At 66.9% G+C, this 26,555-nt stretch carries 35 protein-coding genes; 2 read left to right on the top strand and 33 right to left on the bottom strand.

Going from position 1 to position 26,555, the window contains the following annotated elements:
• Positions 1-67: 67 nt before the first annotated feature.
• From rpmJ to rpsL, 32 genes are all read right to left on the bottom strand, one after another.
• The gene (rpmJ, locus tag IO39_RS17015; protein ID WP_003956441.1) at positions 68-181 is read right to left on the bottom strand and encodes a 50S ribosomal protein L36; all 114 of its coding nucleotides are present in this window, start codon (positions 179-181) and stop codon (positions 68-70) included.
• Between the two features lie 22 nt (positions 182-203).
• The gene (gene infA / locus IO39_RS17010) at positions 204-425 is read right to left on the bottom strand and encodes a translation initiation factor IF-1 (RefSeq protein WP_012887858.1); all 222 of its coding nucleotides are present in this window, start codon (positions 423-425) and stop codon (positions 204-206) included.
• Between the two features lie 431 nt (positions 426-856).
• The gene (locus IO39_RS17005; RefSeq protein WP_043623483.1) at positions 857-1,270 is read right to left on the bottom strand and encodes a hypothetical protein; all 414 of its coding nucleotides are present in this window, start codon (positions 1,268-1,270) and stop codon (positions 857-859) included.
• A 102-nt stretch (positions 1,271-1,372) separates the two neighbouring features.
• Positions 1,373-1,804, bottom strand: a complete 432-nt coding sequence (locus IO39_RS17000; protein WP_043623480.1) for a DUF1707 SHOCT-like domain-containing protein — start codon at positions 1,802-1,804, stop codon at positions 1,373-1,375.
• 17 nt (positions 1,805-1,821) lie between these two features.
• Positions 1,822-2,631, bottom strand: a complete 810-nt coding sequence (gene map / locus IO39_RS16995; RefSeq protein WP_043623477.1) for a type I methionyl aminopeptidase — start codon at positions 2,629-2,631, stop codon at positions 1,822-1,824.
• Positions 2,632-2,740: 109 nt separating this feature from the next.
• Positions 2,741-3,391 (bottom strand): adenylate kinase, encoded by a 651-nt coding sequence (locus IO39_RS16990; protein WP_043623475.1) that lies wholly within the window; start codon positions 3,389-3,391, stop codon positions 2,741-2,743.
• The gene (gene secY / locus IO39_RS16985; protein WP_043623473.1) at positions 3,391-4,695 is read right to left on the bottom strand and encodes a preprotein translocase subunit SecY; all 1,305 of its coding nucleotides are present in this window, start codon (positions 4,693-4,695) and stop codon (positions 3,391-3,393) included. The genes IO39_RS16990 and secY overlap by 1 nt, the downstream gene beginning before the upstream one ends.
• A gap of 168 nt (positions 4,696-4,863) precedes the next feature.
• Positions 4,864-5,319: a 50S ribosomal protein L15 gene (rplO, locus tag IO39_RS16980; RefSeq protein WP_043623471.1), complete on the bottom strand. Its 456-nt coding sequence runs from the start codon at positions 5,317-5,319 to the stop codon at positions 4,864-4,866.
• A gap of 2 nt (positions 5,320-5,321) precedes the next feature.
• Positions 5,322-5,504, bottom strand: a complete 183-nt coding sequence (gene rpmD, locus IO39_RS16975; RefSeq protein WP_020542293.1) for a 50S ribosomal protein L30 — start codon at positions 5,502-5,504, stop codon at positions 5,322-5,324.
• 2 nt (positions 5,505-5,506) lie between these two features.
• Positions 5,507-6,136, bottom strand: a complete 630-nt coding sequence (gene rpsE, locus IO39_RS16970) for a 30S ribosomal protein S5 (protein ID WP_043623468.1) — start codon at positions 6,134-6,136, stop codon at positions 5,507-5,509.
• Positions 6,137-6,164: 28 nt separating this feature from the next.
• Positions 6,165-6,548 (bottom strand): 50S ribosomal protein L18, encoded by a 384-nt coding sequence (gene rplR, locus IO39_RS16965; RefSeq protein ID WP_043623465.1) that lies wholly within the window; start codon positions 6,546-6,548, stop codon positions 6,165-6,167.
• 2 nt (positions 6,549-6,550) lie between these two features.
• Positions 6,551-7,093, bottom strand: a complete 543-nt coding sequence (rplF, locus tag IO39_RS16960; protein ID WP_043623462.1) for a 50S ribosomal protein L6 — start codon at positions 7,091-7,093, stop codon at positions 6,551-6,553.
• A 16-nt stretch (positions 7,094-7,109) separates the two neighbouring features.
• Positions 7,110-7,508 carry a 30S ribosomal protein S8 gene (rpsH, locus tag IO39_RS16955; protein ID WP_020542297.1) on the bottom strand — a complete coding sequence of 133 codons (399 nt, stop codon included), beginning with the start codon at positions 7,506-7,508 and terminating at the stop codon, positions 7,110-7,112.
• Positions 7,509-7,707: 199 nt separating this feature from the next.
• Positions 7,708-7,893 carry a type Z 30S ribosomal protein S14 gene (locus IO39_RS16950; RefSeq protein ID WP_020542298.1) on the bottom strand — a complete coding sequence of 62 codons (186 nt, stop codon included), beginning with the start codon at positions 7,891-7,893 and terminating at the stop codon, positions 7,708-7,710.
• A 2-nt stretch (positions 7,894-7,895) separates the two neighbouring features.
• Positions 7,896-8,471 carry a 50S ribosomal protein L5 gene (gene rplE / locus IO39_RS16945; RefSeq protein ID WP_043623458.1) on the bottom strand — a complete coding sequence of 192 codons (576 nt, stop codon included), beginning with the start codon at positions 8,469-8,471 and terminating at the stop codon, positions 7,896-7,898.
• Positions 8,471-8,764 carry a 50S ribosomal protein L24 gene (gene rplX / locus IO39_RS16940; RefSeq protein ID WP_245642029.1) on the bottom strand — a complete coding sequence of 98 codons (294 nt, stop codon included), beginning with the start codon at positions 8,762-8,764 and terminating at the stop codon, positions 8,471-8,473. Before rplX ends, rplE begins: the two co-directional genes overlap by 1 nt.
• Positions 8,765-8,775: 11 nt before the next feature.
• A complete protein-coding gene (gene rplN, locus IO39_RS16935) occupies positions 8,776-9,147 on the bottom strand; it encodes a 50S ribosomal protein L14 (protein WP_043623452.1) in 372 nt (123 codons plus the stop codon).
• 266 nt (positions 9,148-9,413) lie between these two features.
• Entirely contained in the window at positions 9,414-9,716 is a 303-nt protein-coding gene (rpsQ, locus tag IO39_RS16930; RefSeq protein WP_043623449.1) for a 30S ribosomal protein S17, read from the bottom strand.
• Positions 9,709-9,945, bottom strand: a complete 237-nt coding sequence (rpmC, locus tag IO39_RS16925; protein WP_043623744.1) for a 50S ribosomal protein L29 — start codon at positions 9,943-9,945, stop codon at positions 9,709-9,711. The genes rpsQ and rpmC overlap by 8 nt, the downstream gene beginning before the upstream one ends.
• Positions 9,945-10,364 carry a 50S ribosomal protein L16 gene (gene rplP, locus IO39_RS16920; RefSeq protein ID WP_020542304.1) on the bottom strand — a complete coding sequence of 140 codons (420 nt, stop codon included), beginning with the start codon at positions 10,362-10,364 and terminating at the stop codon, positions 9,945-9,947. The genes rpmC and rplP overlap by 1 nt, the downstream gene beginning before the upstream one ends.
• A gap of 2 nt (positions 10,365-10,366) precedes the next feature.
• On the bottom strand, positions 10,367-11,215 hold the full coding sequence (gene rpsC, locus IO39_RS16915) for a 30S ribosomal protein S3 (protein WP_043623446.1): 849 nt from the start codon (positions 11,213-11,215) through the stop codon (positions 10,367-10,369).
• Complete coding sequence (gene rplV, locus IO39_RS16910) at positions 11,215-11,568, bottom strand: 50S ribosomal protein L22 (protein ID WP_020542306.1); 354 nt, start codon at positions 11,566-11,568, stop codon at positions 11,215-11,217. The genes rpsC and rplV overlap by 1 nt, the downstream gene beginning before the upstream one ends.
• A gap of 24 nt (positions 11,569-11,592) precedes the next feature.
• The gene (gene rpsS / locus IO39_RS16905; RefSeq protein WP_043623441.1) at positions 11,593-11,871 is read right to left on the bottom strand and encodes a 30S ribosomal protein S19; all 279 of its coding nucleotides are present in this window, start codon (positions 11,869-11,871) and stop codon (positions 11,593-11,595) included.
• An 11-nt stretch (positions 11,872-11,882) separates the two neighbouring features.
• Positions 11,883-12,719 carry a 50S ribosomal protein L2 gene (gene rplB, locus IO39_RS16900; protein ID WP_043623439.1) on the bottom strand — a complete coding sequence of 279 codons (837 nt, stop codon included), beginning with the start codon at positions 12,717-12,719 and terminating at the stop codon, positions 11,883-11,885.
• Positions 12,720-12,826: 107 nt separating this feature from the next.
• Positions 12,827-13,129, bottom strand: a complete 303-nt coding sequence (gene rplW, locus IO39_RS16895; RefSeq protein ID WP_043623741.1) for a 50S ribosomal protein L23 — start codon at positions 13,127-13,129, stop codon at positions 12,827-12,829.
• 62 nt (positions 13,130-13,191) lie between these two features.
• Positions 13,192-13,839, bottom strand: a complete 648-nt coding sequence (gene rplD, locus IO39_RS16890) for a 50S ribosomal protein L4 (RefSeq protein WP_043623436.1) — start codon at positions 13,837-13,839, stop codon at positions 13,192-13,194.
• Complete coding sequence (rplC, locus tag IO39_RS16885; protein WP_043623433.1) at positions 13,836-14,489, bottom strand: 50S ribosomal protein L3; 654 nt, start codon at positions 14,487-14,489, stop codon at positions 13,836-13,838. Before rplC ends, rplD begins: the two co-directional genes overlap by 4 nt.
• Positions 14,490-14,503: 14 nt before the next feature.
• The gene (rpsJ, locus tag IO39_RS16880) at positions 14,504-14,812 is read right to left on the bottom strand and encodes a 30S ribosomal protein S10 (protein ID WP_012887830.1); all 309 of its coding nucleotides are present in this window, start codon (positions 14,810-14,812) and stop codon (positions 14,504-14,506) included.
• Between the two features lie 266 nt (positions 14,813-15,078).
• Positions 15,079-16,272, bottom strand: a complete 1,194-nt coding sequence (tuf, locus tag IO39_RS16875) for an elongation factor Tu (protein ID WP_043623429.1) — start codon at positions 16,270-16,272, stop codon at positions 15,079-15,081.
• 150 nt (positions 16,273-16,422) lie between these two features.
• Positions 16,423-18,471 (bottom strand): elongation factor G, encoded by a 2,049-nt coding sequence (gene fusA / locus IO39_RS16870; protein WP_052423021.1) that lies wholly within the window; start codon positions 18,469-18,471, stop codon positions 16,423-16,425.
• 84 nt (positions 18,472-18,555) lie between these two features.
• Positions 18,556-19,026 (bottom strand): 30S ribosomal protein S7, encoded by a 471-nt coding sequence (rpsG, locus tag IO39_RS16865; RefSeq protein ID WP_043623423.1) that lies wholly within the window; start codon positions 19,024-19,026, stop codon positions 18,556-18,558.
• Positions 19,027-19,028: 2 nt separating this feature from the next.
• A complete protein-coding gene (gene rpsL / locus IO39_RS16860; protein WP_043623420.1) occupies positions 19,029-19,403 on the bottom strand; it encodes a 30S ribosomal protein S12 in 375 nt (124 codons plus the stop codon).
• 521 nt (positions 19,404-19,924) lie between these two features.
• On the opposite strand from rpsL, the gene IO39_RS58900 reads away from it, so the two are divergent.
• Positions 19,925-21,925, top strand: a complete 2,001-nt coding sequence (locus tag IO39_RS58900; RefSeq protein ID WP_043623418.1) for an FHA domain-containing protein — start codon at positions 19,925-19,927, stop codon at positions 21,923-21,925.
• The gene (locus tag IO39_RS16850; RefSeq protein ID WP_157548487.1) at positions 21,922-22,290 is read left to right on the top strand and encodes a DUF5955 family protein; all 369 of its coding nucleotides are present in this window, start codon (positions 21,922-21,924) and stop codon (positions 22,288-22,290) included. The genes IO39_RS58900 and IO39_RS16850 overlap by 4 nt, the downstream gene beginning before the upstream one ends.
• A gap of 245 nt (positions 22,291-22,535) precedes the next feature.
• On the opposite strand, the gene IO39_RS16845 is transcribed toward IO39_RS16850, so the two are convergent.
• Positions 22,536-26,411, bottom strand: coding sequence for a DNA-directed RNA polymerase subunit beta' (locus IO39_RS16845; RefSeq protein ID WP_043623413.1), 3,876 nt, complete (start codon positions 26,409-26,411; stop codon positions 22,536-22,538).
• Positions 26,412-26,555 lie beyond the last annotated feature (144 nt).

Raw genomic sequence — 26,555 nt, 5'->3', positions numbered from 1 at the left:
TGTTACAGGCTCCTCATGCGTCGAGCCCGCACCCTGACGGGGCGGACTCGGAGAAGCCTTGCGGCGACTAGCCCTGACGCTGCTTGTGGCGCAGGTTGTCGCAGATCACCATGACGCGACCGTGCCGGCGGATCACCTTGCACTTGTCGCAGATCTTCTTGACGCTCGGCTTTACCTTCATTGTCCTTTGTTCCTCAGACGTCTTACTTGTATCGGTAGACGATCCGCCCACGACTCAGGTCGTAGGGGCTCAGTTCAACGACGACCCGGTCGTCGGGGAGGATTCGGATGTAGTGCATCCGCATCCGTCCGCTGATATGGGCCAGGACTTTGTGGCCGTTGTCGAGCTGCACCCGGAACATGGCGTTCGGGAGCGATTCGACCACAGTGCCCTCGATCTCGATGGCGCCGTCTTTCTTGGCCAAAATTCCTCGCGTTTCACTGATCGGTCGTCTGAGGCTCCGGTTCACTACGCAGCCGCGACCTTCACGCTTCGAAGAGAGCGGCGATCGGCAAAGACCGCCGACGCGTGACAAGTCATAGTGAGCCGACTAAGGAGTGTACGACACCTGAGCCAAAAACGCGAAACGCGTGCCAGGTGTCCTGACACAACCATGTCCGAGTGTACCCCACGCCGGTCATGCCCGACGCCCCTTGACGCCCGCCCCGCCGCACCTCTCGGCACCCGCTCGACACCCGCGCCTCTCGACACCCGCGCCTCTCGACACCCGTGCCTCCCGACACCCGCGCCTCCCGACACCCGCGTCGCTTGACACCCCGGCCGCCCGACGCCTCTCCGGACATGACCGAAGGCCCGCCGCGAGCAGCTCGGCGGGCCCTGACGGTGACGGCCGGGTCAGTAGATGCGGTGCGACGGGCCGCAGAACGTGGCCTTGCCGCCCCAGCAGGTGTAGGTGTAGAGCTTCTTGATCCCCTTGATGCTCCACTTGTGCTGGTACGACCCGTTCCACCCGTAGAAGCGCTTGCCGGTGCCGCCGTTCTTGAACTCGTAGCGGAACCAGACGTAGCCCTTCCTCGGCGAGAACTCCTTGCCGTGCCAGTGGGTGTGCACCCGGCCGCCCGACCGGAACGTCTTGCCGAACGTGTACGCCTTCTGGTTGCCGGAGTGGTACGTGCCCCAGCCGCCCAGCGAGGCGCCGGCCCGGGTCGCGCCGGCGGAAGCCGGGGCGGCCTGCGCGGCGGGGGCGACGGCGAGACCGGTGAGCGCGATCGAGCCGGCGAGAGCGGTGGCTGCGAAGACCTTGCGCATGTCGTTTCCTCCGTGAGTCGTGTTCCCGACACCGCTCACGTTAGGAATCCGGACATATCCGCACTGCGCACGAATGCACACAGTGCACTAGTGCACAAACCCCTAGGCGTTCTTCGGCTTGTTGTCCCCGAAGATGGTGCTCATCAGCAGGATCATGCCCCACGGCCCCATGACCCACAGCGGCCACGGGTAGACCAGGTCACCGGACGTGATGCTGATGATTAACCAGATGACCCAGTTGATGCCGCTGGCCGCGGCCCACGCGGCCCACGCGGCCCGCATGCCGGGGTGCATCCCCTGCTTCTTGGCCGGGTCGGCGGCGGTGGCCTTGACGGGCAGGTGACGCAGGTCCACCTCAGGCAGGTCGGCCGTCAGCTTGGCCAGCTCGCCGTAGGTCTTGGTCTTGTAGAGCGCTTCGAGCCGCTCGTTGAACTCGTCCATCGTGATGCGGCCCTGCGCGGTGTGCTCGCGAAGGATGGCGGCCACCCGGTCACGGTCGCCGTCGGAGGCACGCATCTCGGGGCTGTTGGCCATCCCACCCACTCCCGGGGTCAGTTCTGCAATTGCGCCAGGCGCTCCTCGCCGCCGTCAAGAGCGGTCAGCACCCAAGGACCATTATGTGTCACGGCGACGCTGTGCTCGAAGTGTGCGGAGTGCTTGCCGTCGATCGTGACCACGGTCCAGTCGTCGGCCAGCACGCGGGTCCGCTCGGTGCCGAGGTTGACCATGGGCTCGATGGCCAGGCACATGCCCTCTTCGAGCGCCGGGCCCCGGCCGGGCTTGCCGTGGTTGGCGATCCACGGGTCCATGTGCATCTCGGTGCCGATGCCGTGGCCGCCATACTCCGGAGGGATGCCGTAGCGGCCCTGAGACTTCACGTAACGCTCGATCTCGTGCCCGATGTCGGACAGGTGCCGCCCGGGCCTCAGCGCGGCTATGCCGCGCCACATGGCCTCCTCGGTGACCCGCATCAGCTCGGTCAGCTTGGGGTCCACCTCGCCGACGGGGACCGTGACGGCGGAGTCGCCGTGCCAGCCCTCCAGGATCGCGCCGCAGTCGATCGAGATGATGTCGCCCTCGCGCAGCTTGCGGGCGTTGGTCGGGATGCCGTGCACCACCTCGTCGTTCACCGACGCGCAGATCGTGGCGGGAAAGCCCTGGTAGCCCTTGAACGAGGGGATCGCGCCGGCTTCCCTGATCGCCTTCTCGGCGATGACGTCGAGGTCGAGGGGCGTCATGCCGGGCTCGACCGACCGCTTGAGCAGGTCGAGCGTGCGCCCGACCACCAGGCCGGCCGCGCGCATCTTCTCCAGCTGCTCCGGCGACTTGATCTGGATGCCGTGTCTGTTGCGTTTGAACATCTTCTGCCCCCCAGGGTCTCAACGGGCCACGATGGGGGCCCAATTCCCCCACAATAGCCGCGAGGTGGCACGGAAACCCGTGCCACCTCCGCGAATCCGTCGTGCTTCGTCAGCCCATGAAGGGCCGGATCGCGTCCATGGCCCGCTGAGTGACTTCTTCCACCGGGCCGGTCGCGTCGACGCCGACCAGGATGCCCTCGTCCGCGTAGTAGGAGACCAGCGGCGCCGTCTGCTCCTGGTAGACCTCCAGGCGGTGCCGGACCGTCTCCTCCTTGTCGTCGTCCCGCTGGAACAGCGCGCCCCCGCACGCGTCACACTTGTCGTCTTTCTTGTCGTCGAACTCCACGTGCCAGATGCGGCCGCACTGGCTGCAGGTGCGCCGGCCGGCCAGTCTCCTGACCACCTCGTCGTCGTCGACGACGAGCTCCAGCACGAGGTCGAGTGCCTGGCCCCAGTCCTTGAGCATGTCGCGCAGGATCTCCGCCTGTGCGACGTTTCTCGGGAAGCCGTCGAGCAGGAACCCGTCCTGCGCGTCGTCTTCGGACAGACGGTCGCGGACCATGGCGATGGTGACCTCGTCGGGCACCAGGTCGCCGCGGTCCATGTACGTCTTGGCCAGCTTGCCGAGGTCCGTGCCGCCCGAGACGTTGGCACGGAAGATGTCACCTGTCGAGATCTTCGGGATGGACAGGTTCGATGCGATGAACTGGGCCTGTGTCCCCTTACCCGCTCCGGGGGGCCCGACCAGAACGAGACGCACTACCGCAGGAAACCTTCGTAGTTACGCTGCTGCAGCTGGCTCTCGATCTGCTTCACCGTGTCCAGGCCGACGCCTACCATGATCAGAATGCTCGTCCCTCCGAACGGGAAGTTCTGGCTCGCACCGGCGATCGCCAGCGCGACGATCGGGACCATGGAGATCAGACCCAGATAGAGCGCGCCGGGCGCGGTCAGACGGGTGAGCACGAAGTTCAGGTATTCAGCCGTCGGACGGCCGGGGCGGATGCCCGGAATGAAACCACCGTACTTCTTCATGTTGTCGGCGACTTCAGTGGGGTTGAACGTAATGGACACGTAGAAGTACGTGAAGAAGATGATCAGCAGGAAGAACGTGGCCATGTAGATCGGGGTGTCGCCCGTGGCCAGGTTCTGAGAGATCCAGGTGATCACCACGTTGTCGCTGGTCGAGAAGAGGGACGTGACCAGCTGTGGCAGGTAGAGCAGCGAGGAGGCGAAGATCACCGGGATGATGCCTGCCTGGTTGACCTTCAGCGGGATGTAGGTCGAGGTGCCGCCGTACATCCTGCGGCCGACCATGCGCTTGGCGTACTGGACCGGGATGCGGCGCTGGGCCTGCTCGACGAAGACCACCGCGGCGATCATGAAGACGCCGACGACCATGACGACCGCGAAGGTGAACTTGTTGGCCTGGAAGATGTTGGCGAGCTCGGACGGGAAGACCGCCACGACCTGCGTGAAGATCAGGATGGACATGCCGTTGCCGACGCCGCGGTCGGTGATGAGCTCACCGAGCCACATGATCACGGACGTGCCGGCGGTCATGATGACCACCATCGTCACGATCATGAAGATGTTGTCGGGGTCGAGCAGGACGTCCTGCTGGCAGTTCGGGAAGAGCTGACCGGTGCGGGCCAGCGCGATGAAGGCCGTGGACTGCAGCACCGCGAGCCCGATGGTCAGGTAACGCGTATACTGCGTGATCTTGGACTGACCGGACTGGCCTTCCTTTTTCAGCGCTTCGAGCCGTGGGATGACCACGACGAGCAGCTGGAGAATGATGCTCGCGGTGATATAAGGCATGATGCCCAGCGCGAACACCGAAAGCTTCAGCAGCGCACCGCCGCTGAAGAGCTGGACCATCCCGTAGATGTTGCCGGTGTCGCCGCTACGGGCTTGGTCGAAACAGGCGGCGAGGTTCTGGACGTGGACTCCCGGGGTCGGCAGAACCGAGCCGAGACGGAAAAGCGCGATGATGCCCAGGGTGAAGAGCAACTTCTTGCGCAGGTCCGGTGTCCGGAACGCCCGGGTAAACGCGGTCAGCACGGTCCCTCCTGCGCGCCTTTACGGCGGTGTGAGTAAGCGATGGTGCGGGGATCTGCCATCTGAAGTCTCATGTCAAACGAGCCGGACAGAAGCCTGCCGTCTCGCGAACTCTAACGCACTACGGGCGTGGGGGCCCATTGTCAAAGCCCCCACGCCTCGTAATAGCTCTTACAGCTCGGTAACGGAACCACCGGCGGCGGCGATCTTCTCCTTGGCGGAGGACGAGAAGGCGTGAGCCGTAACGTTCACCGCGACGGAGATCTCGCCGGTGCCGAGCACCTTCACGAGCTGGTTCTTGCGAACAGCACCCTTGGCGACCAGCGCCTCGACGGTGACCTCGCCACCCTCGGGGAACAGCTCGCCGATCCTGTCAAGGTTGACGACCTGGTAGGTCGTCTTGAACAGGGCGTTGGAGAAGCCCTTGAGCTTCGGCAGACGCCTCTGCAGCGGCACCTGGCCACCCTCGAAACCGAGGGGGACCGTCGTGCGGGCGTGGCTGCCCTTGGTGCCGCGACCGGCGGTCTTGCCCTTCGACGCCTCGCCGCGACCCTTGCGGATCTTGGCCTTGTTGGCGCCGGGGGCGGGACGCAGGTCGTGAATCTTGAGCGGAGCCTTGTCAGTCATGACTAGTCGACCTCTTCCACCTCGACGAGGTGCGTCACCACGGCGACCATCCCGCGAATCTCGGGCCGGTCCTCCTTGACGACGACATCGCCGATTCGCTTCAGGCCAAGCGAACGCAGCGAGTCACGCTGGTTCTGCTTGCCACCGATCTTCGAGCGAACCTGAGTGATCTTCAGGCGTGCCATGACTAGCTCACCGCCTTCGCAGCCGCCGCCTCGGCCAGGCCCTCGCGCTGGGCCTTGAGCATGGCCGGCGGGGCCACGTCCTCGATCGGCAGGCCACGGCGGGCGGCGATCTCCTCGGGCCGGGACAGGCCCTTCAGAGCCGCCACGGTGGCGTGCACGATGTTGATCGGGTTGTCCGAGCCGAGCGACTTGGACAGCACGTCGTGGATGCCCGCGCACTCCAGGACCGCGCGCACCGGGCCACCGGCGATGACGCCGGTACCGGCCGAGGCCGGACGCAGGAAGACGACGCCGGCCGCCTCCTCGCCCTGCACGGTGTGCGGGATGGTGCCCTGGATCCTCGGCACCTTGAAGAAGTGCTTCTTGGCCTCTTCGACACCCTTGGCGATGGCCGCGGGGACTTCCTTGGCCTTGCCGTAGCCGACGCCGACCAGGCCGTTGCCGTCACCGACGACGACGAGGGCGGTGAAGCTGAAGCGACGACCACCCTTCACGACCTTGGCCACTCGGTTGATCTTCACTACGCGCTCGATGTACGAGACGCCCTTGTCGGCGGCGCCACCGCGGCGATCGTCACGACGGTCCCGCCGCTCGCCACCGGTGCCGCCACCGCGACGCGGAGCTGCAGCCATCAGTGGTTCCTCATCTCAATTGCGGTCATCAGAATTCGAGCCCGCCTTCGCGGGCGCTGTCCGCCAGCGCGGCGATGCGCCCGGCGTAGCGGTTGCCACCGCGGTCGAAGACGACCTTGGTGATCCCGGCTTCCTTGGCCCGCTGAGCGAGGAGCTCGCCGACCTTCTTCGCCTTCTCGGTCTTGTCCGCCTCCAGCGAGCGCAGCGAGGCGTCCATGGTGGACGCGCTCACCAGCGTGTGGCCGACGGAGTCGTCCACGATCTGGACGAACATGTGACGGGTCGAGCGGTTGACGACCAGGCGCGGACGCTCGGCCGTACCGACGACGAACTTGCGGACGCGGCGGTGACGGCGGGCCCGCGAGACGGTGCGGGCAGCCGTGTGCTTGCTGAACGCAGTCTTCGGAGCCATGCCTACTTACCAGCCTTTCCGACCTTGCGGCGGATCTGTTCGCCCTGGTAACGCACGCCCTTGCCCTTGTACGGGTCAGGCTTGCGCAACTTGCGGATGTTGGCCGCGACCTCGCCGACCTTCTGCTTGTCGATGCCGTCCACGTGGAACAGGGTCGGCTTCTCGACGCGGAAGGTGACGCCCTCGGGGGCGTCGACGATGACCGGGTGACTGAAGCCCAGAGAGAACTCCAGCTGCGTCGGGCCCTTGGCCTGGACGCGGTAACCGACGCCGACGATCTCCAGGGACTTGGAGTAGCCCTGGGTGACGCCCTGCACCATGTTGGCGATCAGCGTCCGGGACAGGCCGTGCAGCGCACGGACCTTGTTCTCGTCGTTGGGCCGGGTGACGGCGATGGCGCCGTCCTCGTCGCGAGCCACCTTGATGGGCTCGGCGACCGAGTGAGTGAGCGTGCCCTTCGGGCCCTTGACCTGGACATCCTGGCCGGTGATCGTGATGTCTACGCCGCTGGGCACAGGGATGGGCAGTCGACCGATTCGCGACATGCTGTGTTCCTCCCCTCTACCAGACGTAGGCGAGGACTTCCCCGCCCACACCACGCTTGCCGGCCTGCTTGTCGGTCATGAGGCCGTGGGACGTCGAGATGATCGCGACGCCCAGTCCGCCCAGGACTCGAGGCAGGTTGTCCTTCTTCGCATAAACCCGCAGACCGGGCTTGGAAACCCGGCGCAGGCCCGCGAGCGACCGCTCACGGGTGGGCCCGAACTTGAGCTCCACCACGAGGTTCTTTCCGACCTTGGCGTCTTCGACGGTCCAGGCCTGAATGTAACCCTCCTGCTGGAGGATCTCGGCGATGTGCGCCTTGATCTTCGAGTACGGCATCGACACGCTGTCGTGGTACGCCGAATTCGCGTTGCGCAGACGCGTGAGCATGTCTGCGATCGGGTCGGTCATCGTCATGGCCAGTGGCCTTCCTCGCCGCGGTTTCCAGTCGGCCAAGCAGTTCTCATGGTCGAGTCCGCCTTTCGGCTACCTCTCCCTGCTCTGCCGGTGGACCTTCGGCGTGGTCACGAACGCCCTTCCTTGTGAAGGACGTCCTGTTTCTTCTACTGAAATATGAGTGCCCGATGGGCGGCACGAGGGCCGCCCACCAGGTTACCTACCAGCTCGACTTGGTGATGCCGGGCAGCTCGCCCCGGTGCGCCATCTCGCGGAAGCACACGCGGCAGAGGCCGAACTTGCGGTAGACCGCGCGCGGACGGCCGCAGCGCGAGCACCGCGTGTACGCCCGGACCTCGAACTTCTGCTTGCGCCCCGCCTTGGCGATCAGCGACTTCTTCGCCATGATCAGGCCTCCTTGAAGGGGAACCCGAGGAGCTTCAGCAGCGCCCGGCCCTGGTCGTCGTTCTTCGCGGTGGTCACGATCGTGATGTCCATGCCCCGCGGGCGGTCGACCTTGTCCTGGTCGACCTCGTGGAACATGACCTGCTCGGTCAGACCGAAGGTGTAGTTGCCGTTGCCGTCGAACTGCTTGGGCGACAGGCCGCGGAAGTCCCGGATACGGGGCAGGGCCAGCGCCAGCAGACGGTCGAGGAACTCCCACATGCGGTCGCCGCGCAGCGTGACGTGCGCGCCGATCGGCATGCCCTCGCGCAGCTTGAACTGCGCGATGGACTTGCGCGCCCGGACGACGGCCGGCTTCTGGCCGGTGATCGCGGTGAGGTCGCGGACGGCACCCTCGATGAGCTTGGAGTCGCGAGCCGCCTCGCCGACGCCCATGTTGACCTTGATCTTGGTCAGCGCGGGGATCTGCATGACGTTCTCGATGCCGAACTGCTCGCGAAGCTGGGCCGCGATCTCCTCGCGGTACTTCGTCTTGAGTCGCGGCGTCGGGCGCTCGGTCTCAGTGGTCGTGGCAGTCATCAGCTGTCCTCACCCGTCTCGTCGGCCTTCTTCTCGTCGGCCTTCTTGTCGGCGGGCTTGTCGTCCTTGAGCTTCTTCACGTTCGAGACGTGGATCGGAGCCTCCATGGTCTGCACGCCGCCTGCCTTGGCGCCGCGCGGACCCTGGTGGGTCTCCTTCGAGTGCTTCTTGATCATGTTGACGCCCTCGACCACCACGCGGTCCTCGCGCGGCAGCGTGGCGATCACACGGCCCTTGGCACCCTTGTCCTTGCCGGCGGTGACCTGAACCAGGTCACCCTTCTTCACATGCAGCGACTTCGGCATTACAGCACCTCCGGGGCGAGCGAGATGATGCGCATGAACTTCTTGTCGCGCAGCTCCCGGCCGACCGGGCCGAAGATACGAGTGCCGCGAGGGTCACCGCTGTCCTTGATGATGACCGCGGCGTTCTCGTCGAAGCGGATGTAGGAGCCGTCGGGCCTGCGGCGCTCCTTGACCGTGCGGACGACGACGGCCTTGACCACATCGCCCTTCTTGACGCCCGTGCTGCCCGGCAGCGCGTCCTTGACAGTGGCGACGATGACGTCGCCGATACCGGCGTAGCGTCGGCCCGAGCCACCGAGAACGCGGATGCAAAGGATCTCCTTCGCGCCCGTGTTGTCGGCGACCTTGAGCCGCGACTCCTGCTGGATCACGTCTTCTCCTGATAGTCGCGCCGGTTCTCACGCGGGGGCTCGCCCCTGCGACCCCCCGACAAAGGCATCGTGCTGCGCCCGTGTCTGAGGGCGCGAAAGCGGGCTTTCGCGCAGCCTGGCGGAACCTGGCATTGTCTTGTTCCCACGGCCACAGCGCCCCTCAGGGCGCCGCACCGCAGGCGACGCGGGGCATGGGCCCCGCGTCCTTGGACGCCGTCATGGGGGCTCTGAGAGCCCCCACGAGGCGCGGTATATCCGAGAGGGCCTTACTTGGCCTTCTCGAGGATCTCCACGACCCTCCACCGCTTGGTGGCGGAGAGGGGGCGGGTCTCCATCAGCAGCACGCGGTCGCCGACGCCACAGGCGTTGGCCTCGTCGTGCGCCTTGTACTTGGTCGTACGGCGGATGACCTTGCCGTACAGGCGGTGCTTGACGCGGTCCTCGACGGCGACGACGACGGTCTTGTCCATCTTGTCGCTGACGACGAGGCCCTCGCGCACCTTGCGGAAGTTCCGCTGGTCGCCGGCCTCGGCGGCCGCGGTGGTCTCGGTGGTCTCAGTTTCAGCCATCGCTCGTCTCCTTCTCGACCGTGACGATGCCCAGCTCGCGCTCGCGCATCACGGTGTAGATACGGGCGATCTCGCGGCGGACGGCACGCAGCCGCCCGTGGCTCTCCAACTGACCGGTCGCCGCCTGGAAGCGGAGGTTGAACAGCTCCTCCTTCGCCTCCTTCAGCTTCTGGACGAGGGTCTCCTCGTCCTCGAGCCGCAGCTCGCCGGCGGTCAGGCCCTTAGCCATCACGCCTCACCCACTTCACGCTTAACGATCTTGCACTTCATCGGGAGCTTGTGGATCGCACGCTGAAGCGCCTCGCGAGCGACCGGCTCCGCCACGCCCGACAGCTCGAACATCACGCGTCCGGGCTTGACGTTGGCGATCCACCACTCCGGAGAACCCTTACCGGAACCCATGCGGGTCTCGGCCGGCTTCTTCGTGAGCGGACGGTCGGGGTAGATGTTGATCCACACCTTGCCGCCACGGCGGATGTGACGGGTCATGGCGATACGAGCGGACTCGATCTGGCGGTTGGTCACGTAGGAGTGCTCAACGGCCTGAATGCCGAACTCGCCGAACACGACCCTGGTGCCGCCCTTGGCGGCTCCGCTGCGGTCAGGCCGGTGCTGCTTGCGGTGCTTGACCCTGCGCGGGATCAGCATGGTCAGCTCCCTTCAGCACCCGGCTGCGCAGCCGGGCCGGTCTCGGGGGCGGCCTGCGAGGCCGCCTCATTGCGGGGGGCGCGGTCGCCGCGGCCGCCACCACGACGGGGGCGGTCACCGCCACCACGACGCGGACGGTCGCCGCCGCCGCCACCACGACGGTCGTCGCGGTCACGACGCTGGCCGGCGCGAGCGCCGGCGGCGGCCGCCTCGCGCTCGGCGCGGCTCGTCGGAGCCTCGCCCTTGTAGATCCACACCTTCACGCCGATGCGGCCGAAGGTGGTGCGGGCCTCGTAGAAGCCGTAGTCGATGTCCGCGCGGAGCGTGTGCAGCGGCACGCGGCCCTCACGGTAGAACTCCGACCGCGACATCTCGGCGCCGCCCAGACGACCGGAGCACTGGACACGGATGCCCTTGGCGCCGGACTTCATGGCCGACTGCATCGCCTTGCGCATGGCGCGGCGGAACGAGACACGGCTGGACAGCTGCTCGGCGACGCCCTGCGCGACGAGCTGGGCGTCGATCTCCGGGTTCTTGACCTCGAGGATGTTGAGCTGGACCTGCTTCTTGGTCAGCTTCTCCAGGTCACCGCGGATGCGGTCGGCCTCGGCGCCACGACGGCCGATCACGATGCCGGGACGCGCGGTGTGGATGTCCACCTGGACGCGGTCCGTCGTGCGCTCGATCTCGACCTTGGAGATGCCGGCCCGCTCCATGCCCTTCTGCAGCATGCGGCGGATCGCCACGTCCTCGGCGACGTACGACTTGTACAGCTTGTCGGCGTACCACCGGCTCTTGAAGTCGGTCGTGATGCCGAGGCGGAACCCGTGCGGGTTAACCTTCTGGCCCACTATCGGGTCCTTCCCTTCGGCTCGCGGGACTCCACGATCACAGTGATGTGGCTCGTCCGCTTGTTGATCCGATAGGCGCGACCCTGTGCACGCGGGCGGAACCGCTTCAGCGTCGGGCCCTCGTCGACCCACGCCCGGCTGACGACGAGCGTCTGCGGGTCGAGGTCGAAGTTGTGCTCAGCGTTCGCCATGGCGCTGCTGAGAACCTTGTAGATCGGCTCGCTCGCCGACTGGGGAGCGAACTGCAGCACGGCCTGCGCCTCCGAAGCGGGCAGCCCGCGAATGAGGTCCACCACACGGCGGGCCTTCTGGGGCGTGACACGGACGAACCGCGCCTGAGCCCTGGCTTCCATCGCTTTCTCCTACTTCCGGGACGCTTACCGCCGGCTGCGGCGGTCTTCCTTGACGTGGCTGCGGAACGTCCGCGTCGGGGCGAACTCTCCGAGCTTGTGACCGATCATGGACTCGGTGATGAACACCGGGACGTGCTTGCGGCCGTCGTGCACGGCGATCGTGTGCCCGAGCATGTCGGGGACGATCATGGAGCGCCGCGACCACGTCTTGATGACGTTCTTGGTGCCCTTTTCGTTCTGGACGTCGACCTTCTTCTGAAGGTGCTCGTCCACGAAGGGACCCTTCTTAAGGCTACGTGGCATTTCGGCTGCTCCTACCGCTTCTTCCTCTTCGACCGACGGCGGATGATCAGCCTGTCGCTGGCCTTGTTCGCCTGACGGGTACGGCCCTCGGGCTTGCCCTTGGGGTTCACCGGGTGACGACCACCGGAGGTCTTACCCTCACCACCACCGTGCGGGTGGTCGACGGGGTTCATCGCGACACCACGGACGGTCGGGCGCTTGCCCTTCCACCTCATGCGGCCGGCCTTGCCCCAGTTGATGTTGGCCTGCTCGGCGTTGCCCACCTGGCCGACCGTCGCGCGGCAGCGCACGTCGACCATGCGCATCTCGCCGGACGGCATACGCAGCGTGGCGTAGGTGCCCTCCTTGGCGAGCAGCTGGATCTGGGCGCCGGCGGAACGGCCGAGCTTGGCGCCACCACCCGGACGGAGCTCCACCGCGTGGATGAAGGTACCGGTCGGGATGTTGCGCAGCGGCAGGCAGTTGCCGGGCTTGATGTCGGCGGCGGGACCGTTCTCGATGCGGTCACCCTGCTTGAGGCCGGTCGGCGCGATGATGTAGCGCTTCTCACCGTCGGCGTAGTGGAGCAGAGCGATGTTGGCGGTGCGGTTGGGGTCGTACTCGATGTGAGCGACCTTGGCCGGGATGCCGTCCTTGTCATGCCTACGGAAGTCGATGATCCGGTAGGCGCGCTTGTGACCGCCGCCCTGGTGGCGAGCGGTGACTCGGCCGTGTACGTTGCGGCCGCCCTTGCTGTGAAGGGGCGCAAGCAGCGACTTCTCAGGGGTGCTGCGGGTGATCTCGGAGAAGTCCGAGACACTCGATCCGCGGCGACCCGGAGTCGTCGGCTTGTACTTACGGATGCCCATCTTTTTCGTTCATCCTTCGTCGGTTACATGGGTGAGCCCGCCGCACCTGAGTGCGACGGTCTCAGCCCCGCGCGAGCCGATCCGGCCCGCGCTCACTTCTATGGCCGCTAGCCGATCTGACCGAAGATGTCGATCCGATCGCCCTCGACCAGGCTCACGATCGCGCGCTTGGTGTCGGGACGCTTGCCGAAACCGGTCCGGGTCCGCTTGCGCTTGCCCTGCCGGTTGATGGTGTTCACGCTGGTGACCTTGACCCCGAAGATCTGCTCAACGGCGATCTTGACCTGGGTCTTGTTCGCGGTCTTCTTCACCAGGAACGTGTACTTGTTGTTCTCGTCGATCAGACCGTAGCTCTTCTCGGAGACAACCGGCTTGATGATGACGTCGCGCGGGTCGGTGACCCGCTTCATCCGCCCCTTGACCTCGGACTCGGCGGCCTGGGCGACGTCCTGCGGTTCGGTGGTGTTCTCCATCAGGCGTCTTCCTTCCCGCCACTCAGCCGCGCCACGACCTGGTCGTACGCCTCCTGGGTGAAGACCACGTCGTCGTGCACGAGCACGTCGTAGGTGTTGAGCTGCCCGGCGTCCAGCAGGTGGACCTCGGGAGCGTTGCGCAGGCTCAGCCAGGTCAGCTCGTCGTCCGCGTCGACCACGACGAGGACGCGCGGAGCCTGGGTGATCTTGCGCAGGGCCTCCAGCGCGGCCTTGGTCTTGGGCGTCTCGCCCGAGACCAGGGAGCTCACCACGTGCACGCGGTTGCCGCTCGCCCGGTCCGACAGGGCGCCGCGCAGGGCGGCGGCCTTCATCTTCTTGGGCGTGCGCTGCGAGTAGTCGCGCGGCACGGGGCCGTGGACGGTGCCACCGCCGGTGAACTGCGGCGCGCGGGTCGAGCCCTGACGGGCGCGGCCGGTGCCCTTCTGGCGGTACGGCTTCTTGCCGCCGCCGGAGACCTCACCACGGGTCTTGGCCTTGTGGGTGCCCTGCCGGCGAGCGGCGAGCTGGGCCACGACCACCTGGTGGATCAGCGGAACGTTGACCTTGGCGCCGAAGACGTCTTCGGGCAGGTCAACCGTGCCGGCCTTCGCGCCGCTGGCGTCGAGGACGTCAATAGTGGTGCTCACTTGGCAGCCCCCTTCTTGGCAGCGGTGCGGACGAGGACCAGGCTGCCGTTGGCGCCGGGGATCGCACCCTTGATCAGGATGAGGCCCTTCTCGGCGTCCACGGCGTGAATCTTGAGGCTCTGCACGGTGGTACGGACGTTACCCATCCGGCCAGCCATGCGCAGACCCTTGAAAACGCGGCCCGGGGTGGCGCAGCCACCGATGGAACCCGGCGAACGGTGCTTGCGCTGCGTACCGTGCGACGCGCCCAGACCACCGAAGCCGTGCCGCTTCATGACACCGGCGAAGCCCTTGCCCTTGCTCTTGCCCGTCACATCGACGAACTGGCCCGCCTCGAAGGTGTCGGCCAGCAGCTCCTGGCCCAGGGTGTAGTCGCTCGCGTCGTCGGTGCGGATCTCCGCGAAGTAACGGCGCGGGGTGATGTCGTGCTTACGCAGGTAGTCGCCGAGCGGCTTGTTGACCTTCCGGGGGTCGACCTGCCCGAAGCCGAGCTGGATGGCGGAGTAGCCGTCCTTCTCTGCGGTGCGGACGCGGGTCACCACGCACGGACCGGCCTCGACCACGGTGACCGGAACCATCCGGTTGTCCGCGTCGAAGACCTGGGTCATGCCGAGCTTCTTGCCCAGGACACCCTTGATCGTCTTAGCCATGTCAGTGCGTTCCCTCAGAGCTTGATCGAAATGTCGACACCCGCGGGGAGGTCGAGCCGCATGAGCGAGTCGACGGTCTTGGGGGTCGGGTCGATGATGTCAATCAGCCGCTTGTGCGTGCGCATCTCGAAGTGCTCGCGGCTGTCCTTGTACTTGTGCGGCGAGCGGATGACGCAGTACACGTTCTTCTCGGTCGGCAGCGGCACCGGGCCTGCGACCTTCGCGCCAGTCCGCGTCACCGTCTCGACGATCTTCTTGGCCGAGCTGTCGATGACCTCGTGGTCATAGGCCTTGAGCCGAATGCGGATCTTCTGTCCCGCCATAGTGGCCTCGGTGTCCTTCGCTGTCGTCTGAAAAAGTATCGTGCGGCCTGTGCCGCTGTGTGTTCATGCAGGTGAAACCCCGCATTAACCCCACGAGGCAGACGTAGTCGATCTGCCTTTTCTTCCGTGATCCGGCAGTGACTTCGGTCACTCGCCTTCGCTCGTTGGCCGAAGCGACTGCTGGATCACGGCGCCTTGCATGGGGCCCTACACGGTGCGGCGGCCGGCCCGAAGGTGCGGGGCCGACCGCCGCCCCGACGGTCTAGCTACTTGATGATCTTCGTGACCCGACCGGCGCCGACGGTGCGGCCACCCTCACGGATCGCGAACTTGAGGCCTTCCTCCATGGCGATGGGCTGGATCAGCTCAACGCGCATCTCGGTGTTGTCGCCCGGCATGACCATCTCGGTGCCCTCGGGGAGGTTCACAACACCGGTCACGTCAGTCGTACGGAAGTAGAACTGAGGACGGTAGTTGTTGAAGAACGGCGTGTGGCGGCCGCCCTCGTCCTTGGACAGGATGTAGACCTGGCCGGTGAACTCGGTGTGCGGGGTGGTCGTGCCCGGCTTGATGATGCACTGGCCGCGCTCGACGTCGTCGCGCTTGATGCCGCGGAGCAGCAGGGCGGCGTTGTCACCCGCGTGACCCTCGTCGAGCATCTTGTTGAACATCTCGATGCTGGTGACGGTGGTCGTGGTCTTCTCCGGCTTGATGCCGATGATGTCGACCTGCTCGTTGACCTTGACGATGCCGCGCTCGATACGGCCGGTGACGACGGTGCCGCGACCGGTGATCGAGAAGACGTCCTCGACCGGCATGAGGAACGGCTTCTCCGTCTCACGCGGGGGCTCGGGGACGTTCTCGTCGACGGCGTTCATCAGCTCGATGATGCTGTCGGCCCACTTCTCGTCGCCCTCAAGAGCCTTGAGCGCGGAGACGCGGACGACCGGCAGGTCGTCGCCGGGGAACTCCTGAGCGGACAGGAGCTCACGGACCTCGAGCTCGACGAGCTCCAGGATCTCCTCGTCGTCCACCATGTCGGACTTGTTGAGGGCCACGACGATGTAGGGAACGCCGACCTGGCGGGCCAGGAGGACGTGCTCCTTCGTCTGCGGCATCGGGCCGTCGGTGGCGGCGACCACGAGGATGGCGCCGTCCATCTGAGCGGCACCGGTGATCATGTTCTTGACGTAGTCGGCGTGACCCGGGCAGTCAACGTGCGCGTAGTGACGCTTCTCCGTCTGGTACTCGACGTGCGCGATGGAGATCGTGATGCCACGAGCCTTCTCCTCGGGCGCCTTGTCGATCTTGTCGAACGGGGTCGCCTTGTTCAGCTCGGGGTAGCGGTCGTGGAGCACCTTGGTGATCGCCGCGGTCAGCGTGGTCTTGCCGTGGTCGATGTGCCCAATGGTGCCGATGTTCATGTGCGGCTTGGTCCGCTCGAACTTGGCCTTAGCCACTGGTTCTCTCCTTGAGAATCTGACTGACTTTCGTCTACACACTCGGGCCCGGGAACTCCCGAACCCCTTGGCGGCGGGGTGGCTCGCACCACCCCACCAGGGACCAGGACAGAAGTCCCGGCCCGATCCCTCGCGGGATCGGATCGGAAACTACTCGCCCCGGGCCTTCGCGACGATCTCCTTGGCGATGCCCGGAGGCACCTCAGCGTAGGAGTCGAACAGCATGCTGTAGCTCGCGCGCCCCTGCGTCTTGCTACGCAGGTCACCCACGTAGCCGAACATCTCAGACAGCGGCACGAGCGCTCGGACGACCTTGGCGCCGGCCCGGTCGTCCATCGCCTGGATCTGCCCGCGGCGACCGTTGAGGTCACCGATGACGTCACCCATGTAGTCCTCGGGCGTGGTCACCTCGACAGCCATCATCGGCTCGAGGAGCACGGCGTCCGCCTTGCGCGCGGCCTCCTTGAAGGCCATCGAACCGGCGATCTTGAACGCCATTTCCGAGGAGTCAACGTCGTGGGCCGCACCGTCGGTCAGCGTAACCTTCACGCCCACCATCGGGTAACCGGCCAGCACGCCGAACTCGGCGGCCTCCTGCGCGCCGGCGTCGACCGACGGGATGTACTCCCTCGGGACGCGGCCGCCGGTGACCTTGTTCTCGAACTCGTAACCGTCGTTGCCCTCGCCCAGCGGCTCCAGGTCGATGATCACCCGCGCGAACTGACCGGAACCACCGGTCTGCTTCTTGTGGGTGTAGTCGACCTTCTCCACCTTGCGGCGGATGGTCTCGCGGTAGGCGACCTGCGGGCGGCCGACGTTGGCCTCGACCTTGAACTCGCGGCGCATACGGTCGACGAGGATCTCGAGGTGAAGCTCGCCCATGCCCCAGATGACCGTCTGGCCGGTCTCCTCGTCACGGCGGACCTGGAAGGACGGGTCCTCCTCGGCCAGCCGCTGGATCGCGGTCGACAGCTTCTCCTGGTCGCCCTTGGTCTTGGGCTCGATGGCGACGTTGATGACCGGAGCCGGGAACGTCATCGACTCGAGCACGACCTGGTTGGCCGGGTCGGAGAGGGTGTCACCCGTGGTGGTGTCCTTCAGACCCATGACGGCCACGATCTGACCAGCGATCGCCGACGGGCGCTCTTCGCGCTTGTTGGCGTGCATCTGGTAGATCTTGCCGATCCGCTCCTTCTTGCCCTTCACAGAGTTGATGACCTGTGAACCGGACTCGAGCGTGCCCGAGTAGATGCGGATGTAGGTGATCTTGCCCAGGTGCGGGTCGCTGGCGATCTTGAAGGCCAGGGCGGAGAACGGCTCGGTCGGGTCCGCGTGACGCTCGATCACCTTCTCCTCGTTGCCGACCGCGTGGCCCTTGAAGGCCGGGATGTCGGTCGGGGCGGGGAGGTAGGCGACGATCGCGTCGAGCAGGGGCTGCACGCCCTTGTTCTTGAACGCGGTGCCGCACAGGACCGGGTTGATGGCGCTGGACAGCGTCGCGCGGCGGATGGCCGCGATCAGCTGCTCCTCGGTGGGCTCGGTGCCCTCCAGGAAGAGCTCCATCAGCTCGTCGTCGTTCTCGGCGACGGTCTCGACCAGCTTGTCACGCCACTCGCGAGCGGCGTCGGCGTGGTCGGCCGGGATGTCGACGATGTCGTACATCTCGCCCTTGGCCGCCTCGGCGCTCCAGATGAGGCCCTTCATCTTGATGAGGTCGATGACGCCCTTGAAGTCGGCCTCAACGCCCCACGGAAGCTGGATGACAGCCGGGGTCGCGCCCAGACGGCCGATCATCATGTCGACGCAGCGGTGGAACTCCGCGCCGACACGGTCCATCTTGTTGACGAAGCAGATCCGGGGCACGTTGTAACGGTCGGCCTGACGCCACACCGTCTCCGACTGCGGCTCGACGCCGGCCACACCGTCGAACACGGCGACGGCGCCGTCGAGGACGCGCAGCGAGCGCTCGACCTCGATGGTGAAGTCGACGTGGCCCGGGGTGTCGATGATATTGATCGTGTGACCGGCCCACTCACAGGTCGTCGCGGCAGACGTGATCGTGATGCCGCGCTCCTGCTCCTGCTCCATCCAGTCCATGGTGGCAGCGCCCTCATGAACTTCACCGATCTTGTAGTTGATCCCGGTGTAGAACAGGATGCGCTCGGTCGTGGTGGTCTTGCCCGCGTCGATGTGGGCCATGATCCCGATGTTTCGGACCTTGGCCAGGTCAAGAGCGGTCTGCGTGGCCACTTCTCTCGCGTCCTCGTCGTCTCGTCGATCCCACTACCAGCGGTAGTGAGCGAAGGCCTTGTTGGACTCGGCCATCTTGTGGGTGTCCTCGCGCTTCTTGACGCTCGCCCCGAGGCCGTTGCTGGCGTCGAGGAGCTCGTTCATGAGGCGCTCGGTCATGGTCTTCTCGCGGCGGGCGCGGGAGTACTGCACCAGCCAGCGCAGGGCCAGGGTGGTGCTGCGCGCGGCGCGCACCTCGACCGGCACCTGGTAGGTCGCGCCACCGACCCGACGGCTGCGGACCTCAAGGGTGGGCTTGACGTTGTCAAGCGCGCGCTTCAGGGTGACGACCGGGTCGTTGCCCGTCTTCTCCCTGCAGCCCTCAAGGGCGCCGTAGACGATCGACTGCGCGATGGAGCGCTTGCCGTCCAGGAGCACCTTGTTGATCAGGGCGGTCACCAGCGGCGAGCTGTAAACCGGGTCAGACATGAGCTGACGACGGCCAGGAGAACCCTTACGAGGCATTGTTAGCTCTTCTCCTTCTTCGCGCCGTAGCGGCTGCGGGCCTGCTTGCGGTTGCGGACACCCTGGGTGTCCAGCGAACCACGGATGATCTTGTAGCGAACACCAGGCAGGTCCTTCACACGACCGCCACGCACGAGCACGATGGAGTGCTCCTGAAGGTTGTGGCCGACACCGGGGATGTAGGCCGTGACCTCGATGCCGTTCGTGAGCCGAACGCGGGCCACCTTGCGCAGTGCCGAGTTGGGCTTCTTCGGAGTCGTGGTGTAAACGCGCTGGCACACGCCGCGCCGCTGCGGACTCCCCTTGAGGGCAGGAGTCTTGGTCTTGGCGACCTTGTCCTGCCGGCCCTTGCGGACCAACTGCTGAATAGTGGGCACTGCCACTCCGTTTCGTGCCTTGGCCGGTGTTACGTCATCAGGTCTTGCTTTTCGCAGGTGCTGCCGGTGTCATGACCTGCTGGTTTTTCTTGTCTCGGTGCCCCCGCGCTCGGGCGTGTCGCGCTAGTCGCACAGACACGTCCGCGAGGATTACGAGCCAGGAAGCCGTCCCGCGCCCGTAATTGAGCGCACGGTCGAGAGCCCGTTAGAAGACGGGCACGATGCTCAAGACTACCCAGCCCCCAGCGACACGTCAAAACGGCGCGACAAGACCGACAAGTCTTGCCACTCCGGGTCGCCGGGGCCTTTTCATCCAGCCCATCTACAGCTCCGCCGACCATGATATCGGCCTTCGCGACCAACTCGCGAGCTCTTCGCCGAAGCTCCGGCATCGGAAAGGTGAAGACTCCACGGCCGGGGCTAGGGTGATCCCTAGGTCACTCCCTGAAGCGGTCGCCTCACTGTCCGGATACCGTCATCTGGCGACACGTCGAGAGGGATGACCCCCATGTCGATGCTCCTTGACCGACGCCTCCGGGACGACCGCCCAGACCCCCCGCACCACCGAGACCACCCAGGCCGCCCAGACCCCCCAGACCACCCGGGCCGGCAGTGCCGACCGGCGATCGGGCGGCGTCGGAAGCTCCGGCCACGCCGGCGTGGAGGGCTCCTTGTCTGAGGCGGCCGACCGGCCCTGGCCGGGCTCCCCCATCTCCCCCTTCGAACTCGTCCTCGTCCGCCCCCGCGAGCTGCGCGGCCTGCGCCTGCCCGTCTCAGAGGTGCCCGCCGAGATCGGCCGCACGGCCCCGCTGCGCATCGACTCCCAGGAGATCAGCCGCAGGCACGCCAGGGTCTGGCTGGCCGGCGGCTCGGCGTGGATCGCCGACTGCGACTCCACCAACGGCACCTGGGTCAACGGCACCCGCATCCACCAGCCCGTACGCCTGCCCGTCGGCGAACGCGTCCGCATGGGCGGGGTCGAGGCGGTGCTGCAGATCCAGGGCGGGGGCGTCCCGGACGAGCACCACACCACCTCCGCGCCGATCCAGCGGCCCACGAACACCACCCGTTACCTGTGCGCCGCCGCCCACATCAGCGAGCCCTTCGCCCGCGCGGTCATCGACGAGACGCTGGGCCACCCCTTCCGCGCCTGCGCCCCCTCCTACGGCGTGGACCTGCCCGCCGTGCTCAAGCACGCGCTGGCCGCCGAGCGCCGCCGCACCGCCCGCGACGTGCTCCTGCTGCTCATCGGCGCGGGCACGATCGCGCTCCTGGCTGCGGGCGTGGCCGGCGCGCTGCCCGACCTGGACGCGCTCGACTCCGTCAACGACCTGGACGACCTGGGTGCTCTCGGCGGCTCCGGGCTGCTGCGGCTCGCGCCGCTCGTCCTGTTACCGCTGGCGCTCGCCTGGCTGGTGGTGGCGGCGCACGTCTTCCACACGCGGGTGGTCGTGCTCGGCCGGCGGCTGTCCGCCCGCCGCTTCTCCGTGGCCGAGGCGCCCTCCCCGGTCTCCGCCGCCGCCCGCCGCGAGGTCGCCCGCCTGACCAGGGCCCAGCGGGGCAACGTGGTGGTCTTCACCGACTACTTGCCCTTCGTCGGCTGCGGGTTCCCGCACGACCACGGCTGGTCCTTCGCCATCGACATCACCAAGGTGGCGCAGGAGGGCAAACCGCCCAGGCCCTTCCACTCCGACGACGTGCACGCCTGCCTGGCCAGGGAGATCGCCGCCACCGGCCTGCCCAACCTGGGCATCTCCGAGCGGCTGTTCATCAACGGCGTGGACATCAACCACGCCTCCGAGCTGCTGCCCGACCGGCTGGCTCCGCCGGTGACCACGGTGGACTCCGAGCTCGTCCGCGCGGTGTCCCGCGCTCCCGAGTCCTCGGCGCGCGCCTATCTGTGCGTGGAGGTCATCGGCTGGGGCGGCCAGCTCGTCGTGACGATCTTCCTGCGCGCGGTACGGCTGCGCGGCTCCCTCTTCCTGGAGGGCTCGACGTACGAGCTGTATCCGCTGGCCCCGGAGTACTCCCTGGTCGACAGGGTCTCCTCGGACCTGCTGACCGGCCTGTTCGTCGCGCTGACCCACGGCGCCGCCCAGGCCGTCCCCCGCCTGGTGACGGCCCCGCTGCGCCTGGCCCGCCTCTGGGGGCGCGGCGCCGCCAGACGCCGCCAGGAGCGCGACGACCGCGCCGTCATCCAGGGCCACGGCCTGTACGACTACGGCGCCCATTACAGCGTGCGCGAGATGGCCATGGGAGACGACCCGCGGCGCTTCTTCATCACCCGCGACGTCGAGATGTTCGACAAGGTCGTGCTCGAAGCCGTGGACAAGGGCCTGGCCAGGTTCCTCGCCGAGCACAACATCGACACCGGCGAGGCGGCCGCGCGCATCACCCAGATCACCAACAACAAGGTCACCATCAGCGGCGGCCAGCAGCACGGCATCAACTTCGGCAAGGCCGAGGCCGGCTCCCACTTCGGCGCCAGAACCGGCCAACCTCAGAAGGGCGGCACCCCATGAGCGAAGACCCGTCACGCCACCGCGAGGGCGTGCACTTCACCGGCGGACAGCAGCACGGCATCAACTTCGGCACCGCCGAGTCCGGCTCCCACTTCGGCGCGACGTACAACTACGGCGGCCCCACGACGCAGCAGGAGGAGCTGCGGGCCCTGATCGGCGAGCTGAGCACGCTGGTCACGCGCTACCGGGCCCATCTCGCCGACCCGCAGACGGCCGCGGACGCGGTGGAGGCGCTCCAGGAGGAGACGGAGTCGGAGCAGCCGAGTCCCAGGCGCCTGAGCCTGTTCCTGAACAGCCTGACGATGGCCGCGGGCAGCGTGACGGCCGTCACCGACGCCATCACCAAGATCAAGGGCCTCTTCTGACCGGCTCGGACCACGGAACCCGGCCGGCGTGGCGCCGTGACGGCGGCCCGCCGCTGAAGGGCTCAGCCCGCGTCTCCCTGGAAGGTCCTCAGCCCCGTACGGCGTCTGGGGGAACCACGGCACCGCCGTAACGAACCGAGAGCCCGCGTCTCCCCGCAAGATCCTCAGCCTCCGCCGGAACGACCCCCGAAACGCGACGCGCCCGGCCTCTCAAGGAGAGAGGCCGGGCGCGTCACTCAGCGCGATTACCGGTTGTACTGGCCGAAGTCGTACTCCTCCAGCGGCACGGCCTCGCCGCTGCCGGTGCCGAAGGTGTAGTCGGCCGCCGAACCGTCGTAACCACCGACGGTGTACATGGCCGCCTTGGCCTCCTCGGTCGGCTCCACCCGGATGTTGCGGTACTGCGGCATGCCGGTACCGGCCGGGATGAGCTTACCGATGATGACGTTCTCCTTCAGGCCCAGGAGCGAGTCGGACTTGGCGTGGATCGCCGCGTCCGTCAGGACCCTGGTCGTCTCCTGGAAGGAGGCCGCCGACAGCCACGACTCGGTGGCCAGCGACGCCTTCGTGATGCCCATGAGCACCGGACGGCCGGCGGCGGGCGAACCGCCCTCGGCCACGGTCTCGCGGTTCATCTGCTCGAAGCGCGGGCGCTCCACGAGCTCGCCGGGCAGCAGGTCGGTGTCACCGGACTCCAGCACGTTCACGCGCTTGAGCATCTGCCGCACGATGATCTCGATGTGCTTGTCGTGGATCGACACACCCTGCGAGCGGTAGACCTGCTGGACCTCCGCCACCAGGTGCAGCTGCACGGCCCGCGGGCCGAGGATGCGCAGCACCTCGTTGGGGTTGACCGCACCGGCCACGAGCTGCTGGCCGACCGTGACGCGCTGGCCCTCCTGCACGAGCAGGCGCGAGCGCATCGAGACCGGGTAGGCGATCTCCTCCGACCCGTCGTCGGGGGTGATCACGATCTTCCTGGTCTTGTCGGTCTCGTCGATGCGGACCCGGCCCTCGGCCTCGGAGATCGGGGCGACACCCTTGGGGATGCGCGCCTCGAACAGCTCCGTGACACGGGGCAGACCGTGGGTGATGTCGGCGCCGGCCACACCACCGGTGTGGAAGGTCCGCATGGTCAGCTGCGTGCCCGGCTCACCGATCGACTGGGCGGCGATGATGCCGACCGCCTCGCCGACGTCCACGAGCTTGCCGGTGGCCAGCGAACGGCCGTAGCAGGTCGCGCAGACACCGATCTTGGCCTCGCAGACGAGCGCGCTGCGGGTGCGGACGGTCTCGACGCCGGCCTCGACCAGCTTCGTCACGTGGGTGTCGTTGATGTCGACGCCCGCCGGGACGATGACCTTGCCGTCGACCTCGACGTCCTCGGCCAGGATGCGCCCGTGCACGTTGGACTCGGCGTTCTCCGCCTTGACCAGGTTGCCCGAGGCGTCCCTGTCGCCGACGTGCAGCGGGACCGCGCGGTCGGTGCCGCAGTCGATCTCGCGCACGATGACGTCCTGCGCGACGTCCACCAGACGACGGGTCAGGTAACCCGAGTCGGCGGTACGCAGGGCGGTGTCGGCCAGACCCTTCCGCTGGCCGTGGGTGGAGATGAAGTACTCCAGCACCGACAGGCCCTCGCGGAACGAGGCCTTGATCGGCCGCGGGATCGTCTCACCCTTGGTGTTGGACACCAGGCCGCGGATGCCGGCGATCTGCCGGACCTGCATCTTGTTACCGCGGGCGCCGGAGTTGACCATCATCCAGACCGGGTTGGTCGCCGGGAAGGCGTTGACCATGTCGGTCTCGACGTCGGCCGTCGCGTGCGTCCAGATCTCGATGAGCTCCTGGCGGCGCTCCTCGTCGGTGATCAGACCGCGCTCGTACTCGCGCTGGACCTTGTCGGCCCGGCGCTCGTAGTTCTCCATGATGTCCTGCTTGTTGGGCGGCGCGACGACGTCCTCGATCGAGATCGTGACACCGGAGCGGGTCGCCCAGCGGAAGCCGGCGTCCTTGAGCGCGTCGAGCGAGTTGGCGACCTCGATCTTGGGGTAGGTCTCCGCCAGCTCGTTCACGATCGTGGACAGCTGCTTCTTGCCGACCTGGAAGTCGACGAAGGGGTAGCTGTCCGGCAGCGTCTGGTTGAACAGGCACCGGCCGAACGTGGTCTCCAGCCGGATCGGGTCACCCTGCTCCCAGCCCTCGGGGGCCACCCAGTCGCGCGGCGGCAGGACGTCCTTGAGCCGGATCTGGATCTTCGCCTGGATCTCCAGCTCGCGGCGGTCGAAGGCCATCTGCGCCTCGGCGATCGAGCCGAACACGCGGCCCTCGCCCAGCGCGCCGTCCTTCTGGGTGGTCAGCCAGTAGAGGCCGATGACCATGTCCTGGGTGGGCATCGTCACGGGCTTGCCGTCGGCCGGCTTGAGGATGTTGTTGGTCGAGAGCATCAGGATGCGCGCCTCGGCCTGGGCCTCGGCCGACAGCGGCAGGTGCACGGCCATCTGGTCGCCGTCGAAGTCCGCGTTGAACGCGGTGCAGACGAGCGGGTGGATCTGGATGGCCTTGCCCTCGACCAGCTGCGGCTCGAACGCCTGGATGCCCAGGCGGTGGAGCGTCGGAGCGCGGTTGAGCAGCACGGGGTGCTCGGTGATGACCTCTTCGAGCACGTCCCACACCACGGGGCGGGCGCGCTCGACCATCCGCTTGGCCGACTTGATGTTCTGCGCGTGGTTGAGGTCCACGAGCCTCTTCATCACGAACGGCTTGAACAGCTCCAGCGCCATCTGCTTGGGCAGACCGCACTGGTGCAGCTTGAGCTGCGGGCCGACGACGATGACCGAACGGCCGGAGTAGTCGACTCGCTTGCCCAGCAGGTTCTGGCGGAAACGACCCTGCTTGCCCTTCAGCATGTCGCTGAGGGACTTCAGCGGCCGGTTGCCGGGACCGGTGACCGGGCGACCGCGGCGGCCGTTGTCGAACAGCGCGTCCACGGCCTCCTGCAGCATCCGCTTCTCGTTGTTCACGATGATCTCGGGCGCGCCGAGGTCGAGCAGACGCTTGAGGCGGTTGTTCCGGTTGATGACCCGGCGGTACAGGTCGTTGAGGTCGGAGGTCGCGAACCGGCCACCGTCGAGCTGCACCATCGGGCGCAGGTCCGGCGGGATGACCGGGATGCAGTCGAGCACCATGCCGCGCGGCGAGTTGGTCGTGTTGAGGAACGCCGACACGACCTTGAGCCGCTTGAGCGCGCGGGCCTTCTTCTGGCCCTTGCCGCTGCGGATGGTCTCGCGCAGGTTCTCGGCCTCGGCGTCGAGGTCGAAGCTGATCAGGCGGTCCTGGATCGCCTGCGCGCCCATGCCGCCCTTGAAGTAGCGGCCGAAGCGGTCGCGCATCTCGCGGTAGAGCAGCTCGTCGCCCTCGAGGTCCTGGACCTTGAGGTTCTTGAAGCGGCTCCAGACCTCGTCGAGCCGGTCCAGCTCGCGCTGGGCCCGGTCGCGGAGCTGACGCATCTCGCGCTCGGCGCCCTCACGGACCTTGCGGCGCTGGTCGCCCTTGGCGCCGGCGGCCTCCAGCTCGGACAGGTCGGCCTCGAGCTTCTTCTGCCGGGCCTCGACGTCGGCGTCACGGCGCTGCTCGATGTGCTGCCGCTCGACGGAGATCTTCGCCTCCAGCGAGGGCAGGTCACGCTCACGCATCTCGGTGTCGACATGCGTGATCATGTACGCCGCGAAGTAGATGACCTTCTCCAGGTCCTTCGGGGCCAGGTCGAGCAGGTAGCCCAGACGCGACGGGACGCCCTTGAAGTACCAGATGTGCGTGACCGGCGCGGCCAGCTCGATGTGGCCCATCCGCTCACGGCGGACCTTGGCGCGGGTCACCTCGACGCCGCAGCGCTCACAGATGATGCCCTTGAACCGGACGCGCTTGTACTTGCCGCAGTAGCACTCCCAGTCGCGGGTCGGACCGAAGATCTTCTCGCAGAAGAGCCCGTCCTTTTCCGGCTTGAGAGTCCGGTAGTTGATCGTCTCCGGCTTCTTGACCTCGCCGTGCGACCACTGACGAATGTCGTCGGCCGTCGCCAGCCCAATCCGAAGCTCGTCGAAGAAGTTGACGTCTAGCATTGTGTGCGATCTCCCCCTCAGACTTCTTCCACGCTGCTCGGCTCACGCCGGGACAGGTCGATACCGAGCTCCTCCGCGGCGCGGAAGACGTCCTCGTCGGTGTCGCGCATCTCGATGGACATGCCGTCGCTGGAGAGCACCTCG

It is taken from the genome of Nonomuraea candida, from assembly GCF_000725485.1.
Classification (GTDB): Bacteria; Actinomycetota; Actinomycetes; order Streptosporangiales; family Streptosporangiaceae; genus Nonomuraea; species Nonomuraea candida.
This window is presented reverse-complemented; position numbering and strand designations above follow the sequence as displayed.